A 14557-nucleotide genomic window follows, 5' to 3' on the forward strand; every position below is an offset into this window, starting at 1 on the left:
AGCGACGGTCGTAGGGTTCCTACGTCATCTCAGGGTCGTAGGGAGTCGTACGTGGCCAAGCTCACGCTCGCGCAGTTGGAGCGGCATCTGTTCGCCGCCGCGGACATTCTCCGGGGCACGATGGACGCCTCGGAGTACAAGGACTACATCTTCGGTCTGCTGTTTCTGAAGCGGGCCAATGACGAGTTCGAGGCCGCCCGGGAACAGATCAAGGACCACGCGGCCAAGGAGCTGGGCCTCACTGGAGAGCTGCTGGACGGCTACCTGGAGCAGGAGTCCGCGTACAGCGACCGCGATGTGCTGTTCGTCCCGAAGAATGCCCGCTGGAAGTGGATCTCCTCGGCCACCCACAACATCACCGAGGACCGGCTGCGGCCTGCCCTCCAGGCGTTGGAAGGCCAGAACAGCAAGCTCAAGGGCCTCTTCGACCACCTCGACTTCAACCGCATCGGCGGTTCCGGTGCGGCGGCCGGCGCGGCCAAGCTCGCCGACCAGCGGCTGAAGCTCCTCATTGCCCACTTCGGGCGCATCCGGCTGCGTACGGACGACTTCGAGTTCCCTGACCTGATCGGCGCCGCGTACGAGTACCTGATCAAGGAATTCGCGGACTCGGCGGGCCGCAAGGGCGGGGAGTTCTATACCCCGCGTGCCGTGGTCCGCATGATGGTCGAGCTACTGCGCCCGACGCAGGGCATGCGGATCTACGACCCGTGCGTCGGCTCGGGCGGCATGCTCATCCACGCCAAGGAGTACGTGGAGGAGCACGGCGGCGACACCTCGGACATGTTCTTCGCGGGCCAGGACGCCAACAGCGGTTCCTGGATCATGTCGACGATGAACATGGTGTTGCACGGAGTACGCCGCTTCGACCTGCGTACCGGCGACACCCTTGCCGAGCCGGCGCATGTGCCCAAGACGGACGCCGACCGCTTCGACGGTGTGCTCAGCAACCCGCCGTTCTCCATGGACTACACGCTCAGCGACCTTATGCACGCCCCACAGCGCACGACGTACGGGGCGACGAGCGAGCGCGGCAAGGCCGACCTGATGTTCCTCCAGCACATGCTGTGGGAGACCAAACGGGAAGGGCGCGGCGGCATGATCATCACGGTCATGCCGCACGGTGTGCTGTTCCGCGGGGGCGGCGAGCAGGAGATCCGTACGAAGCTGCTGGACGAGGGCCTGATCGAGGCGGTCATCGGGCTCGCCCCGAACCTGTTCTACGGCACCGGTATCCCGGCCTGCGTTCTGGTGCTGCGTCCGGCGGGGGCGAACGACCCCGAGGAAGCGAAACCGGTGTTGTTCATCAACGCCGATCGTGAATATCACTCCGAGCGGGCCCAGAACGTCCTCCTGCCGGAGCATGCAGAGAAAATCACGTCAGAGTTTCATGCCTTTGTGGATGCGCCCGGTACGTATCAGGGGGTGCCCGGATTTTCCCGTGTGGTGACCCGCGAGGAGCTGCGCGACAACGACGACAACCTCAACATCCGCCGGTACGTGGACAATACGCCGCCGCCGGAGCCGCAGGATGTGCGGGCGCATCTGGTGGGCGGGGTCCCGCGCGCCGAGATCGAGGCCAAGAAGGAACTGCTCGACTCGTACGGGATCGGGCTGCCGGATCTGTTCGCGGAGCGGGACCCGGTGGACGCGGAGTACGTGGACTTTCTGCCCGAGGGGAAGCGGCCGGACGCGGCGCGGCTGGCGGAGCTGGCCCGTCCGAGGGAGGACGCGCTGCGGACGGCGTTCGACGCGTGGTGGGCGGCGGAGGCCAAGTATGTGGAGGCAGTGGCCGCCGACCCTGTTCGCCTCGCCGAGACGACCCCTTCGGAGCGCAAGGCAGCGCTGATGGCGGTGCGGGGCTCGCTGATCGAGTCGTTTGTGGAGCGGCTGGGCGAGGTGGGCCTGCTGGACCGGTATGCGCTGGCGGGCGCGGTGGCCGGTTGGTGGTACGAGGCGAAGTACGACCTGCTCGCGTTGTCGGAGAACGGGTTCGCGGGGGTCCTGGACGGCTGGGTCGAGAACGTCGACACGATGCTTGCTCCTGAACAGGACCCGAAGACCCGGAAGTTGAGGAAGCGGACTTCGGCTGAGCGCCGGCAGGCGTACGACCACAAGGTGGTCGCGGCGATTGCCCCCGACTTCTTGGAGAAGCTGGCGGCGGCGGACGCGCGGAAGGCGGAGCTGGACGCGCGCTGGAAGGAACTCAACGCGGAGCCGGAGCCGTCGGGGGACGGCGAGGCGGAGGACGGCGGTGACGCGCCGACGCGCGAGGAAGTCGCGTTGAGCGTCGAGCAGTTGGCGGAGCTGGCCCAGGTCAAGAAGGACCGTACGAAGGTGGGCGCACTGATCAAGCGCCTTGAGGCGGACTTCTGGTTCGAGCGGAAACCGAGCGACCAGCCCAAGCTGGGCGAGGAGCCGCCGGGGCTGTTCCGGGCGCGGGAGGCGCTGGATCCGGAGGGAGAGCGGCGGGTGGTGCTGGAGCTTCTGCGGGACGACCTGGTGGGCAAACTCGACGGCCATGTGGTGCGACGACGCCGGGAGTTGGCGGAGGCGTACGAGGCGTGGAATGACAAGTACGCGGTGTCGCTCCAGGAGATCCGGGCGGGGCGGGAGATGGCGGCGGCGACGCTGGACGGGTTCCTGAAGGAGCTGGGTTATGCGTGAGCTTCCGCCTGGGTGGGCACGCACGCGGGTGGGCGACGCATTTGACATGCAGCTCGGCAAGATGTTGAGCAAGGATGCGGCGGCCGGCCCCTCTCAGAGGGAGTACCTCACCAATAAGAATGTTCAGTGGAATCGGCTGGGTTTCGATGAGCTGAACTATATGAGCTTCAGTGAGTCGGAGCGTGAGAAGTTCCGGTTGATCCATGGGGACTTGCTCGTCACTGAAGGCGGAGAGGTCGGCCGTACAGCGATCTGGGAAGAGCAGCGAGCGGAATGCTACTTCCAGAAGTCATTGCACCGGCTGCGAACTCGTGGCGCAATTGAACCACGTTACATGCTGCACTACATGGCCTACGCCGCTCGGCATGGTCTTTTCGTGGACGGTGTAAGCCAGACGAGCATTGCCCACCTTCCGCAGGACAAGTTTGCTGAGCACCTGGTTGCGCATCCTGTCGAGTTGGGCGAGCAGCGGCGGATCGTCGAGGTGATTGACGCCGTGTCGGAGCAAGAGCGCTCAATCCAGGCCGGGATTTCTAAGATGTGGCAGGTTAGGGGCGGTCTCCTGGACCATGCGTTCCATGAAAGGGCGAATGCTTGTACTGCGTCCACCGACGGGGTAACGGGGAACGGATGTGATGGATGGCCCCACATCGCAATCGGTGATTTGTGTGATGTTGCTTCCGGTGCAACCCCGAGTAGGGCAGCGGGCTCCAGGTACTTCACCGATGTCGGCACCCCCTGGGTGAAGACCTTGGATCTCAATGAAGGACCTATTTCGGTGACGGGCGAAGCGCTGACCGAAGTCGCTATGTCTGAGCTTCGAATGCGCCTGTTCCCGGCGCGGTCGGTGTTGGTGGCTATGTACGGCGGGTGGGAGCAGATCGGCCGCACGTCAATCCTTGAAGTTCCGGCTGCGGTGAACCAAGCAATCTCGGTACTCGAAGCGCGCGCTGACCTGGATCCGGACTATCTCTTGCTCGCGCTGCAACATGGCCGGCACCAATGGAGTCGATTTGCAGCGAGCACTCGGAAGGACCCGAATATCACCAAGTCGGACGTGCTGGGATTCAAGATTCCAGTTCCGCCACGTGAAGAGCAGGCGCGAATTGTGGCGCTCGCCGCCGCTCCGCTGCGTGAGATCGCGGCTGACGAGGAAGCGCTGACCAAAATGCGGAAACTCAAGCAGGGGCTGGTTGGCAGGCTACTCGCCGGGGCTGCCTGACCCGAGTGCTATGGGTCGCCGGTGGTGAGAATGCGCTCCGCCAACCGCCGGAAACGGGCGCCACGTCGGCGAGGCGATGGCATGACGACGGTCCCCGTCCGGGACGGGGGGAAGGTTGCTCGGGATGCTGCCGAGGTTGCTCAGGCGGGGAATCGTCCGCCCTTGACGGCTGTGACGAACGAGGACCAACCGGCCGCCGGGAAGACCAGTGCGGGGCCGTGCGGGGTCTTGGAGTCACGGACGGGGACACCGGCCGGGTAGTTGTCCAGGACCTCTATGCAGCTGTCCGCGTCGTTCCCGCTGTACGACGACTTGCGCCAGCCGTTCAGCGTGGCTGCATCCGGGATGGTGTGCTCAGTCATGGTTTTCGTAGTCCTTCGCTGTTGCCCTCAAGAGGGCAAGTGACTCCTTCAGCGGCAGTGCGTCGCCTAGCGCAAGATGGTAGGCGGCCTGGATGCGTTCGACCAGGTCCGGGTCGTCGTGCACCTTGGCCATGTAGATCGCTTCTGAGTAGGCCACCGGGGGCTGATCTTCGAACCACATCAGCGTCAGCATGCTCTGCTGAAGCGGGTGAGCCCCCAGGCCATACGGCAACACATGAACGCGCACGCGCCGGTCCTCGACCAAGCGCACGATGTGCTTGACCTGTTCTGCCATGACGTCCGGCCCGCCGACCGGGCGACGCAGCACCGCTTCGTCAAGCAGCACCCACACTACGGGCGTTACGGGGGCGGCGAGGATCTTCGCGCGCTCAAGCCGTGTGACGACGATCCTGTCACACTCCTCCTCGCTCCAAGGAGGGAAAGCCGTGCTCAGGACCGCACGCATGTACCTTTCCGTCTGAAGGATTCCGGGCACAAGAGACAGCGCGAACTCGCGGATCACCGTGGCCTGTTGCTCAAGCTGTCGCGCATCTTCGAAGCGGTCTGCAACCGCCACGTCGTCCTGCGGCAGGAAGCTGCTCAGTACATTCCCCGTGTTCAGGGCCTTGTCCAGGCGGCGCGCGTCCTCCCTGGAGGGCATGCGGCGGCCCGCCTCGATGTGCGAGATGTGCGAACGGGTCATGACTGCCGCGTCGGCCAGCTCCTGTTGCGTCAGCCCTGCCGCCAGGCGTTGTTCCTTGAACCAGTCCCCATAGGTATTACTCATCGTCAACTCCCGTGTGACAAAGGCTTCGTCACCTTCTACCCCCTGGCGAGCCTAGTCCGCCCCACCTCACTCTGTGAGTGGATCGCTACACAGCGTCCATGTCCGGCCAGGTGGCCGGCCGCGAATGGCAGACCCCCGCGACCGCTGTAGACGGCCCGGGGGCGTGGCCTTCAACTATCAAGGAGTTGACGACGTGCTGGACTGTATCTCCCGCATCTTCGAACCGCTGCTGCGGCTCCTTTGGCCCGCTCTGGGGCGCCACCGATCGCTCGCCGAGGCTGTCCACGCCGAGCCGCCCGTGGACGTAACGCGTGCTCCCAGCCGACCGCCCGAGCCCGTGCTTCGGGGTGAGGGCAGCCCACTCGTCCGCCCGTACCTCGTCGCGTACGAGCGCCAGGAAGTACAGCGGCAGAGGGCGCGGCGGCGCGCGCTGTGGCTGGCCTTGCACGGTGTCGGCATCGGACCCCGGCTCATCCACGGTGTGGAGGTGACCGCGTGATCAGCGGCCAGACAGGAACAGTGCGACTGCTTCCGTGGTCCGGCCCGGAAGGGAACCCCTGCTACCTGCTCGGCGACGGAACCGGATACGTCTCCCGCGCCGCCGACGACGTCGAGAGTGTGCAGCTCGATATGGCTGCTGAACTGCTCGACCACGCCGCCGACATGCTCGCCGATCGCAAAGTCACCCCCGCGCAACTCGGCTTCCTCGTGGCACGCATGGCCGAGGCGCTGCGTGACATCCATCGGATTGCGGAAAGCCGGGGTGCGCGCCTCCCCGTGCCCGCGTACGACGATGGCGACGACATCGACGACCCCGCGTCGGGAGCCTGATCCGGCCTGACCGCCCGCACAGCTCCGCACCGTCGAGTCCGGGGGCGTACCGGCATATATCGCGGTACGCCCCCAGGCTCTGTCATGCCCCGTACGGCCGGAACCCTCCCACCCGACCCTGCTCAGGCGCAGAATGGATCACCTGAGCGGTCGGCGGAAGGTGCGGGGACGTGGTGGTGCAGGTGGAGCGGGACGAGGTGGAGCGGCCGTTCGTCGCGCAGCTTGAGGCTATGGGGTGGACGCACGTACCCGGTACGGAGATCGGGACCCTCGACGCGTCCATGCCGCTGCTCACCGACAAGCTCGGTGAGGCCCTGCGCCGCATCAATGTCTTGGTGGCGGACCGGATGCCGTGGATGGACACCCAAGACATCCGCCGCTCCATCGCGGAGCTCGCTTCGGTGTCTCTCGGCAAGGGGATCGACACCGCGAACTTCGTCGCCACGGACTTGCTGCTCAACGGCCTTGTGCTCACCGCCCCGTCCGCCGCGCACGGCGGCGCCTCCGCCACCGTGCAGTACATCGAGTGGCACGAGGACCGGATCGCTCTCAACGACTTCACCGTCGTCGACCAGCTCCGCGTCAAGAATCGTTCCGGTGATGTGTCGATACTCGACCTCGTTCTCTTCGTGAACGGCATCCCGCTCGTCGCCGTCGAATGCAAGAGCCCCGACCTCGCCGACCCCGTCCGCAGCGCCGTACTCGATCTGCGTCACTATGCAGGCGACCCGATTGACGACGATGAACGTGCCGGGACCGACCTGCCGCTGCCCGGCGGCGTACCGGAGCTGTTCCGGACCGTGCAGTTGCTGGTCGCCGCGACCGGCGAGACCGCGCAGCTCGGCACTGTCACCTCCACGCCTGAGCACTTCCACCCGTGGCGCAGTATCGAGCCGGAGAGCGAGCAGCATCTCCGGCAGGAGCTGCGCACCGCCGGCCTGTTGCCGGATCCGCCGCCGGGCAAGAAGCCGGCCCCGCTCGGTGAGCAGCACAGGCTCGTCGGTGTCGTCCTGCGTCCCGCCGCGCTCCTGACCGTCGTACGTCACTACATCATCCCGCTCCCTGTCGAGACCGAGACCGGGGGCGTACGGACCGTCAAGGCCGTCGCCCGTCACCAGCAGTACCGGGCCGCCGAGAAAGCCGTACGCAAGTTGCTCACCGGTCGTGTCCGTGGCGGTGCGGTCCTGGACGACGAGCGCGGCGGCGTCATCTGGCATACGCAGGGCTCCGGCAAGAGTCTGACCATGACCTTCCTGGTGCGCCGCGTCCATCTGCACCACCGGCTCAGCGAGTTCATGGTGGTGGTCGTCACCGACCGGACCCAGTTGCAGGAGCAGCTCTCCACCACACTCAAGCTCAGTGAGTCCGACGTCGAGACCGCCGAGACGCGCACGCAGATGGAAGGACTACTTGAGGATGGTGGGCGCCGGGTCGTCTTTGCGATGATCCAGAAGTACGGGGGCGGGCTTGCCTTTGTCGGAGACTCCGAAGGCGATGGCGACGACCGCGATCTGGCAGGGGAGTACCAGGACGCCGAACGGGCCAGGAAGCGCAAACGAGCCAAAGTTCCGCCACCGGACCCGGACTTCCCGGAATGCAACACCTCGCCCGACATCCTCGTCCTCGTCGACGAAGCCCACCGCTCGCACACCAGCGTGCTGCACGCCGCTCTGCGCAAAGCGATTCCCAGGGCCGCGAAGATCGGCTTCACCGGAACGCCGATCATCACGGGGCGGGAGGAGGACACGCGGCGGATCTTCAGTGGCGGAGCCGACCAGGGCTTCCTCGACACCTACCGGATGGAGGACGCCGAGCATGACGGCGTTGTCGTGCGCATCCGCTACGAGGGCCGCACTGGTGAGGGCAAGGTCCAGGACAAGGACGGTCTGGATCGCGACTTCGAGGACCTGATCCGCGGCCGTACGTCTGAAGAGCGGGCCGCTCTCATGCGGCGCTGGCCCACCGAACGTGATGTCGCCGAGTCGCGGCCGATGATCCGCGCGAAGGCTGAAGACATGCTGGAGCACTGGGTGTGCTGGGTGCTGCCCGGCGGTGGGTTCAAGGCCCAGGTCGCGGCCGTCAGCCGGAAGGCGGCGGTGGAGTACCACCACGCGCTGCGGGAGGCGCGTGACGCGCTGCTGGCCGGCCTCGTCGATTTCAAGCCGGAGTCGGTCGCGGGGATCCCGGTGGATGAGCTTCCCCGGCGTTTGCGCTACCACTTCCTGGCGCACCAGTACCGTTCCCTGCTGCGGCGCATCGACTTCGTACCCGTGATCTCGCCGGGCGCGGAGCGAAAGCAGCGCAAATGGCTGCACTGGACCGATCCGGTACGGCAGAAGGCGTACACAAGGCGCTTCAAAGAAGAGGCGTTTCCTCATCTGCCGCCCGAGCCGGACTGGGTCATCGCGACCCCCTTCAACCCGCCGCCGCAAGACGCTCCCGTGCCGGAGAACGCCGGGGGTGACAACCCGTGGTCGGACGCGACCGTCGGGCAGCCGCCCGAGCCCTCGAGGGGCAATCTGCCCGACCCCGTACATCCCGATAGCCCCGTCGCTTTCCTCATCGTGAAGTCCATGCTGCTCACCGGCTTCGACGCGCCACGTGAGCAGGTGCTCTATCTGGACCGGCCGATCCGCGACGCCGAGCTGCTCCAGGCAGTCGCCCGCGTGAACCGGCCCGCGCCGGGCAAGAAGGTTGGCTATGTCGTCGACTACTACGGCGTCTTCGAGCATCTCTCCAGCGCACTCGCCGAATACCGCCAGGCCGATGTCAGCGACACCATGCGCAGCCTGTCCGAGGAAGTCGAGGGGTTGAAACCGGCTGCCGACGAGGTGCGCGACTTCCTGCTCCGGCAGGGCATCGAGGACACCGACCTCACCGATGCCGCCCGGCTACGGGCCGCCGTGCTGTCCTTCGAGGACGAGTCCGTGCGGTTCGAGTACGACGAGGTGCTGCACGAGTTCCTCGCTGTTCTGGAGCGCGTGCTGCCGCACGAAGACGCCCTGCCGTACGTCGCGGACGCGCGTCGCTGGGGGCTGTTCCAGAAGCGGATCAGGCGCCTGCACCGCGACGCACCGGGTGGCACGTTCACCATGCGTCGCTACGGACGCAAGGTCCGCGCCATGATCGCCGACCACCTGGAGGGACCGGAGATCGAGCAGGCCATCCCGCCCGTCTCGCTCACCTCATCGGCCTTCGACGACGCGGTGCGCCGCCTCCCGCCGCGCGAGGCCGCGGCCGAGATGGGTCATGCCCTCCGCTTCCATCTAGAGGAGCGGGTCAAGCGGGAGGACCCTGAGCGGTACGAGAGGCTCTCGCAGCGCCTGGAGGAGATCCTGCGTGATCTGCCGGGACGTTTCGAGGAGCAGATCGAGCAGTTCGGCACACTGATCGAGCAGGCCCGGCAGGAAGACGAGGAAGACCCGGCACTGGCGGGGCTCAGCCCGCTGGAACAGAAAGTCTATCGGCTGCTGAACCAGCTCCTGGACGACAACCCGGGCGTCACACGGGGCGAGCAGGATGGCCGTCCGCTGGTCGGCGCGGTGTGCGACAGCGCCGCACGCACCATGGCTTCGGCCTCGTATCAGGGTCAGCATCAGGACCTCAACACACTCGCGAACGGCATCCAGACGCAGCTGATTCGGGGTGGTTTCAGGCCCGCAGCCGCAGACTGGGCACCCCTTCAGAGCATCGCGCAGCGACTCGCCGCGTTTGCGGAGGACAACCGCCAGCAGTTCCTGAGAAGGGCGCGGGGAGAATAGGCGGATGACCGCGCTCGCCGATGAAAGCCCCGCCCTGCCCCTCGCAGAGGGGGATCAGCTCGCCGTCGACGGCCTGCTGCTGCGGGTCCGCGCCAGCACCCGCAGAAAGCGGTTCGCGCTAACCGTGGAACCTGACGCGAGCCTCACCCTGCACGCCCCTGAGGGACGTCCTTCGGCGGAGGCGGCGGACTTCGTGCGAGCGCATCGGGCCTGGGTGATGTCGAAGATCGGTGTGCGGGAACGGACACGTCCGCTCAATCCCGCCAAGCGCTTGATCGAAGGCGAGGTCTTCCGTTATCTCGGCCGGACGTATCGGCTGAAGGTCTCGAACGATGTGCCGGACGCCGGACGAGTACGTCTGATCGCCGGGCGCCTGGTCCTGGGCAAGGCCGAGGCCGAGGACCCAGACCGCGGTCGTGCAGTTCTTGTCGACTGGTACTGCCGGGCTGGGCGGAGCTGGGTGGAAGGCAGGCTCCAGCCGTGGGCCGCCCGGATGGCGGTGTCCGAACCCGCGCTGGAGGTGTGCGACCTCGGTAAGCGCTGGGGCTCATACCGGCCTGGGGACAGCGAGCACAGTGTCGGACGGATGCGCTTGGGGTGGCCGCTGTTCCAGCTCCCCATGCACTTGGTGGACTACGTCATTGCCCACGAGCTGGCCCACGTCAGGGTTCCCGGGCATCGCGGGGACTTCTGGCGGCTGCTGGGCCGGGCGCTGCCCGAGTTCGAGGTGCGCCGTACAGAGCTCGACGAGCTCGGACGGCGCATGTGGATGGGCAAGATCGCTGAGGTGTGAGCTACTGCCGACCGTACTGATTTGAGTAGATAACGCGGCGCCTCCTTCCCCTGCCCTGCGCTCATCAGTCGGCGTCGTGGAAGGCGGCTGTCCATGTGCCGGACTCCGTGCCCGCCTCGTCGATTTCTTCCAGGGCTGTTGGCGTCGGGCGTGGCATTCGAATCGGGAATCCTTGTCCACGGGATCCGGGGCAGGGCTTTCTGTCACGTTGGGTTGGTCTCCGTCGCGCCGGCACCGTTTCGCTGCGGGACTGTCGTCGTCGGATTCGGCGGTGCGCTCGTGCTTGCCGGGCGAGGGGGATGGCGTGGACGCCGTTGTCGCCATCGTGGAGGGGTTTGTTGCTGCGCTGGCCGGTCTGGGCGTCGATGTAGGTGATTTTGCCGTAGTGGTTGACGACGTTCCAGGCGTGGGCGCGGCCGTTGCGGCCCTGGGTGTTGGCGACGGCCTGTGAGCCGAGGCCGGAGTTGCGGAGGTCGCTTTCCAGGCGGTGGAAGGCGTCGCGGCCGTTGCCGTAGTTGTGGAAGCGGGCGCCGAGGGTGTTCTCGATGCGGACGCGGCCGTTGTTCTCGCCGCGGCCGGAGGGCGTGCCGTCGGGGTGCGGTGTGGTGGTGGGCCACGTCAGGCCGGTGAGGTGCCCCGGTCGAGGGAGCGGAGGGCGAACCACAGCTCCATGCGGATGTCGGGGTCGTCCAGGTCGGTGTCGAGGAGGCCGGCGATACGGGTGATGCGCTGGCGGACGGTGTTGCGGTGGATGCCGAGGGCGGTTGCGGTGCGGTCCCAACTGCCATGCAAAGAAAGCCAGTTGTGCAGGGTGGAAAGGAGGGGTGGGGAGTCGGCCAGCGGGGCGAGCAGGGCTCGGGCGTGCTCTTGGGCGTCTGTGGGGGCGACGAGAGAGGTGATGCTGTGGGGGCCGGGGGTGCGGTGGCGTACCAGGGCGGCGTGGCCCGCGAGGGCGCGGCGCAGGGCTGAGGCGGCATGCCGGTCGGCGGCCGGCAGCTCCGCGACCGGGGCGGGCTCGCTGACGCCGAGTGTCCAGCCGGGGTGCGCGGTGATTTCGCGGTCGGCGGGGAGCAGGGCGCGCAGGGCGGGTGTGGCGTCAGGGGCGGCCGTCGCCTCGGGGCCGGTGCCGGGGTGGGTCCCGGGCCCGGCGGACGCGGTCGGCTCGGCTCCCGTCCCCGGGGCGACGAGCGAGGTGCCGAGAGCGGCGGCCAGCGAGGCCGCCGACTCCGTGGTGTCACGGCGGCGTTCGGCGTGTACGACGGTCCACAGGGGGTGGCCGAGGAGCGGGGCGACGTCGGCAGGGCGGGCGCCGAGGAGCAGCCGGACCAGGGCCGCGGCGTGCCCGGCGGCGGCCGGGCCGTGGTCGGCGGCCGGGGCGGTGATCAGCGAGAGAAGTACGGCGGCGACGCCCGCGATGGCGTGCGCGGGCGGGTCGTGCGGATCCGCGGCGACCACCAGGGCGAGCGCCCGGGAGCCGCGGACGCGGCCCGTCACGGCGTAGGCGGACAGTGAGCTGCCGGGGAGGGTGTCGGCGGCCGAGGACGGGCCGCCCGCGCCGACGACGTGGGCGAGACGGCCGGCCGCGGCCCGGACGGAGGCGGTGGGGCGGGGGCCGGCGGAGCCGTGTGCCGCGCCGTCCGGGGCGAGCAGCGCGGTCCAGCCGTGCACATGGCGGGCCAGTGCGCGCAGCACGGCGGCTGCCGGGTCGGGGCGGGCGGCGGCAGCGGCCAGCGCACGCTGCGCCTCGCTGAGCCGGGTCAGCTCACGGTGCCGGGCCTCCGTCACGGCCTGCCATACGGCGCTCTCCACTGCCGTGAACGGGGTGCCCGCCGGGACCTCGACGAGCGGCAGGCCGTGCCGGTCGCAGGCCGCCACCAGGGCGCGGGGGACCGTGTCGTGCACCGGCGCGATCCCGAAGCCGAGGGCGGCGGCTCCGGCCGCGACCGTACGGGCCGCGTAACCGTCGAGGTACTCGTCGAGGGCGGCGTCCTCGCCCCTCATCACCTCCGCCAGATGCACCCCCGCCGTCAGCAGCATCTCGCCGCCCAGGAGGTAAGGAACCGGGTCGGCCATCTCGGAGGTGTGCACCCAGTGGATCGCGACGCCCTCGCGGGGGCCGGCGATCTGGCGCAGTCCCAGGTCCGTGCGGGAGAGGAGGTCCGCGAGCGGTACCGGCGGGGTGGACGGCGGAGGCAGGGGGTGCGGCATGTGCGGACCATCCACATCGGAGGGTGGTGAATGGAGGAAACGTACACTTCAGCGTTGCCTTCGCGCCTCCTAGGGTCAACCCCCGAGGCGAGGCGCTCGGACGGGACCCCCGCTCGCCGAGCGCCCGCCGCCTCGACGCCACCCCCTCGCACCCCACACCCCCCGCTCCCCCTCTCCCCCCGGCGCAGTTGGAAGGGATGGCCCATGGCTGTCGACTATGCGGTGATCGTGCTCTATTTGGCCGGAATGCTGGCCATGGGCTGGTGGGGGATGCGGCGCGCCAAATCCAAGAGCGACTTCCTGGTCGCGGGCCGCCGCCTCGGCCCCGTGATGTATTCGGGAACCATGGCGGCCATTGTCCTCGGCGGCGCCTCCACCATCGGCGGCGTGGGCCTCGGCTACCAGTACGGCCTGTCCGGTGCCTGGATGGTCTTCACCATCGGCCTGGGGCTGCTGGCGCTCAGCGTCTTCTTCTCGGCCCGGATCGCCCGGCTGAAGGTCTACACGGTCTCCGAGATGCTGGACCTGCGCTACGGCGGCTCCGCCGGGATCATCTCCGGCGTCGTCATGTGGGCGTACACGCTGATGCTGGCGGTGACCTCGACCATCGCCTACGCGACGATCTTCGATGTGCTGTTCGGCATGGACCGCTCCCTCTCGATCATCCTCGGCGGGGCGATCGTCGTCGCGTACTCGACGCTCGGCGGCATGTGGTCGATCACCCTCACTGACATGGTCCAGTTCGTCGTCAAGACGATCGGTGTGCTGCTGCTCCTGCTGCCCATCGCCGTCATCAAGGCGGGCGGCTTCGCCGCGATGAAGGCCCAGCTGCCGGACGACTACTTCGCACCGCTCGGCATCGGCGGCCAGACCGTCTTCACCTACGTACTGATCTATTCCTTCGGCATGCTGATCGGGCAGGACATCTGGCAGCGGGTGTTCACCGCGCGCGGCGACAAGGTGGCGCGCCTCGGCGGCACCGCGGCCGGTACGTACTGTCTGGCCTACGCGCTGGCCGGTGCGGTCATCGGCACCGCGGCCAAGGTGCTCTACCCGCATCTGGGCAGCCCGGACGACGCCTTCGCCACGATCGTCAAGGACGCGTTGCCGGTGGGTGTGCGCGGGCTGGTGCTGGCGGCGGCGCTGTCCGCGGTGATGTCCACGTCCTCGGGCGCGCTGATCGCCTGCGCCACGGTCGCCAACAACGACATCTGGGCGCGGGTGAAGAGCGTCGCCGCGCGGCGTCGCCCGGCCGTGGAAAAGGCCGCCGACGCCGGCCGGGCGCCCGGTACGGAGCAGGCCGAGGACGCGGCCGAGGAGCACGACGAGGTGCGCGGCAACCGCATCTTCATCCTCCTCATGGGCCTCGCCGTCATCGTCATCGCGATCGCGCTGAACAACGTCGTCGAGGCGCTCACCCTCGCCTACAACGTCCTCGTCGGCGGCCTGCTGGTGCCCATCCTCGGCGGGCTGCTGTGGAAGCGCGGCACCGCCGCCGGTGCGCTCGCCTCGGTCGCGGTCGGCGGGCTGACCGTCGTCGGCCTGATGGTCTCGCTCGGCGTCCTCGCCAACGAGCCGATCTATTACGGGCTGATCGCCTCGCTCGTCGCGTATGTGGTGGTCAGCCTGGCCACCAAGCCGACGGACCCGGAGGTGCTGGCGGCCTGGCGGGCGCGGCTGGCCGGCCGGACGGACGGTGCCGCGGACGACGGTCCGGAGGAGGAGGCGGCCGGGGACACGTCCGTGGCAGTGGCACGGGTACTGACACCCTCCTCGGTCACTGGGCGGGCCTGACCCGGACACCGGCCCCGAAGGGGTTCCCCGGGTACCCCTTCGGGGCCCGGGGGCCTCACCCGCAGCCGCTCCCAGCTCGCCCTCGTCGGCCCTCCCCGCCCTCGTCGGCCCTCCCCGCCGCCGCACGCCCGT

At 68.3% G+C, this 14557-nt stretch carries 11 protein-coding genes; 7 read left to right on the forward strand and 4 right to left on the reverse strand.

Annotated elements, in window-relative coordinates:
• Nucleotides 1-51 precede the first annotated feature (51 nt).
• The gene (locus IF67_RS45805; RefSeq protein ID WP_030989484.1) at nt 52-2667 is read left to right on the forward strand and encodes a type I restriction-modification system subunit M; all 2616 of its coding nucleotides are present in this window, start codon (nt 52-54) and stop codon (nt 2665-2667) included.
• Nucleotides 2660-3889 carry a restriction endonuclease subunit S gene (locus tag IF67_RS40450; protein WP_051818594.1) on the forward strand — a complete coding sequence of 410 codons (1230 nt, stop codon included), beginning with the start codon at nt 2660-2662 and terminating at the stop codon, nt 3887-3889. Before IF67_RS45805 ends, IF67_RS40450 begins: the two co-directional genes overlap by 8 nt.
• A 140-nt stretch (nt 3890-4029) precedes the next feature.
• Here IF67_RS40450 and IF67_RS0125715 read toward each other — a convergent pair whose 3' ends face one another.
• Both IF67_RS0125715 and IF67_RS0125720 read right to left on the reverse strand, forming a co-directional pair.
• A complete protein-coding gene (locus IF67_RS0125715) occupies nt 4030-4251 on the reverse strand; it encodes a DUF397 domain-containing protein (protein WP_030989488.1) in 222 nt (73 codons plus the stop codon).
• Nucleotides 4244-5038 carry a helix-turn-helix domain-containing protein gene (locus IF67_RS0125720; RefSeq protein WP_030989491.1) on the reverse strand — a complete coding sequence of 265 codons (795 nt, stop codon included), beginning with the start codon at nt 5036-5038 and terminating at the stop codon, nt 4244-4246. Before IF67_RS0125720 ends, IF67_RS0125715 begins: the two co-directional genes overlap by 8 nt.
• A gap of 193 nt (nt 5039-5231) precedes the next feature.
• Here IF67_RS0125720 and IF67_RS39535 point away from each other — a divergent pair, with 193 nt between their 5' ends.
• From IF67_RS39535 to IF67_RS0125740, 4 genes are all read left to right on the forward strand, one after another.
• Nucleotides 5232-5537, forward strand: a complete 306-nt coding sequence (locus IF67_RS39535) for a hypothetical protein (protein WP_078889629.1) — start codon at nt 5232-5234, stop codon at nt 5535-5537.
• Nucleotides 5534-5869, forward strand: coding sequence for a hypothetical protein (locus IF67_RS0125730; protein ID WP_030989495.1), 336 nt, complete (start codon nt 5534-5536; stop codon nt 5867-5869). The genes IF67_RS39535 and IF67_RS0125730 overlap by 4 nt, the downstream gene beginning before the upstream one ends.
• Before the next feature lie 170 nt (nt 5870-6039).
• Nucleotides 6040-9630, forward strand: a complete 3591-nt coding sequence (locus tag IF67_RS0125735) for a type I restriction endonuclease subunit R (protein ID WP_030989497.1) — start codon at nt 6040-6042, stop codon at nt 9628-9630.
• Nucleotides 9631-9634: 4 nt separating this feature from the next.
• Nucleotides 9635-10423: a M48 family metallopeptidase gene (locus IF67_RS0125740; protein WP_030989498.1), complete on the forward strand. Its 789-nt coding sequence runs from the start codon at nt 9635-9637 to the stop codon at nt 10421-10423.
• A 64-nt stretch (nt 10424-10487) separates the two neighbouring features.
• Here the strand turns inward: IF67_RS0125740 and IF67_RS0125745 are convergent, their stop codons facing one another.
• Nucleotides 10488-11087, reverse strand: coding sequence for a toxin glutamine deamidase domain-containing protein (locus IF67_RS0125745; protein WP_030989500.1), 600 nt, complete (start codon nt 11085-11087; stop codon nt 10488-10490).
• Nucleotides 11042-12631, reverse strand: a complete 1590-nt coding sequence (locus tag IF67_RS0125750; RefSeq protein WP_030989502.1) for a PucR family transcriptional regulator — start codon at nt 12629-12631, stop codon at nt 11042-11044. Before IF67_RS0125750 ends, IF67_RS0125745 begins: the two co-directional genes overlap by 46 nt.
• Nucleotides 12632-12835: 204 nt before the next feature.
• On the opposite strand from IF67_RS0125750, the gene IF67_RS0125755 reads away from it, so the two are divergent.
• The gene (locus tag IF67_RS0125755) at nt 12836-14425 is read left to right on the forward strand and encodes a sodium:solute symporter (RefSeq protein WP_030989504.1); all 1590 of its coding nucleotides are present in this window, start codon (nt 12836-12838) and stop codon (nt 14423-14425) included.
• Nucleotides 14426-14557 lie beyond the last annotated feature (132 nt).

It is taken from the genome of Streptomyces sp. NRRL S-1813 (genome assembly GCF_000719605.1).
Lineage (GTDB): Bacteria > Actinomycetota > Actinomycetes > Streptomycetales > Streptomycetaceae > Streptomyces > Streptomyces decoyicus.

What these genes read in the sequence shown, in the direction of transcription:
- IF67_RS40450 (WP_051818594.1), top strand. Translation starts at nt 2,660, where the DNA reads ATGCGTGAGCTTCCGCCTGGGTGGGCACGCACGCGGGTGGGCGACGCA.
- IF67_RS0125715 (WP_030989488.1), bottom strand. Translation starts at nt 4,251, where the DNA reads ATGACTGAGCACACCATCCCGGATGCAGCCACGCTGAACGGCTGGCGC.
- IF67_RS0125720 (WP_030989491.1), bottom strand. Translation starts at nt 5,038, where the DNA reads ATGAGTAATACCTATGGGGACTGGTTCAAGGAACAACGCCTGGCGGCA.
- IF67_RS0125740 (WP_030989498.1), top strand. Translation starts at nt 9,635, where the DNA reads ATGACCGCGCTCGCCGATGAAAGCCCCGCCCTGCCCCTCGCAGAGGGG.
- IF67_RS0125750 (WP_030989502.1), bottom strand. Translation starts at nt 12,631, where the DNA reads ATGCCGCACCCCCTGCCTCCGCCGTCCACCCCGCCGGTACCGCTCGCG.
- IF67_RS0125755 (WP_030989504.1), top strand. Translation starts at nt 12,836, where the DNA reads ATGGCTGTCGACTATGCGGTGATCGTGCTCTATTTGGCCGGAATGCTG.